Annotated in this window: 1 protein-coding gene; it reads left to right on the top strand. The window is 40.0% G+C overall.

Features of this window, described 5'->3' with window-relative positions; all coding sequences use genetic code 11:
• The coding region (locus DXD25_RS13705; RefSeq protein ID WP_233522324.1) for an Rpn family recombination-promoting nuclease/putative transposase at nucleotides 1-841 on the top strand (841 nt) is incomplete at both ends.

The raw sequence follows: 841 nt of genomic DNA, 5'->3' as shown, positions 1-841 counted from the left end.
GGTAAATTCTATGGTTTTTCAAATTTTTGCATTTTTTTCTTGGAGTTTTCAGAGAAAAATCGTAAATTTGCCATCAGATATCAATTATCTCAATATTTTGCCATGGGTAAATATATAAACCCCTTCACCGATTGGGGATTCAAACGCCTCTTCGGACAAGAATTCAGCAAGGATTTGCTGATTAGTTTCTTGAACGACCTGTTGGTTGACGAAATGCATATCAGGGATGTCACCTTCAAGGATAAAGAGCAACTGGCAGATTCAAAAGATTTGCGTGGCTGCATCTTTGATATTTATTGTGAAACCGATGATGGAAATCATTTCATTGTCGAGATGCAGAACAGATGGGTGCCGTTTTTTGTCAATCGCTCCATCTATTATGCCAGCAAGGCTATTGTCGGGCAGCGGAAAAAGACAATCGAGCAGAAACCTGCTCTCTATCAGTTAATGCCCGTCTATGTCGTCTGCCTCATGAATTTCATGCCAAAGGACAATGCAGTGTCGAAATTCAGAACCGATGTAGCCTTGTATGAAAAAGGAAGTCAAGATGTCTTTTCCGACAATCTTCACTTCATCTACTTGTCTCTTCCTTTCTTTGACAAGAAGGCTGAAGAATGTGAAAGTGATTTTGACAAATGGATTTATGTATTAAAGCATATGGAAGCATTAGAGAGAATGCCGTTTACGGCACAGAAGAAGATTTTCAAGCGTCTTGCTGAACTGGCAGATTCCCGCTGCCTGAGTCAGGAAGAGCAAGAGAAATATGATGAAAGCTTAAAGGCCGCCGATGATTACTATGGTGTCTTAATGAGCTATTACATGAATGGTATTGATGAAGGTG

It is taken from the genome of Prevotella sp. TF12-30 (assembly GCF_003436715.1).
Taxonomy (GTDB): domain Bacteria; phylum Bacteroidota; class Bacteroidia; order Bacteroidales; family Bacteroidaceae; genus Prevotella; species Prevotella copri_A.
This window is presented reverse-complemented; position numbering and strand designations above follow the sequence as displayed.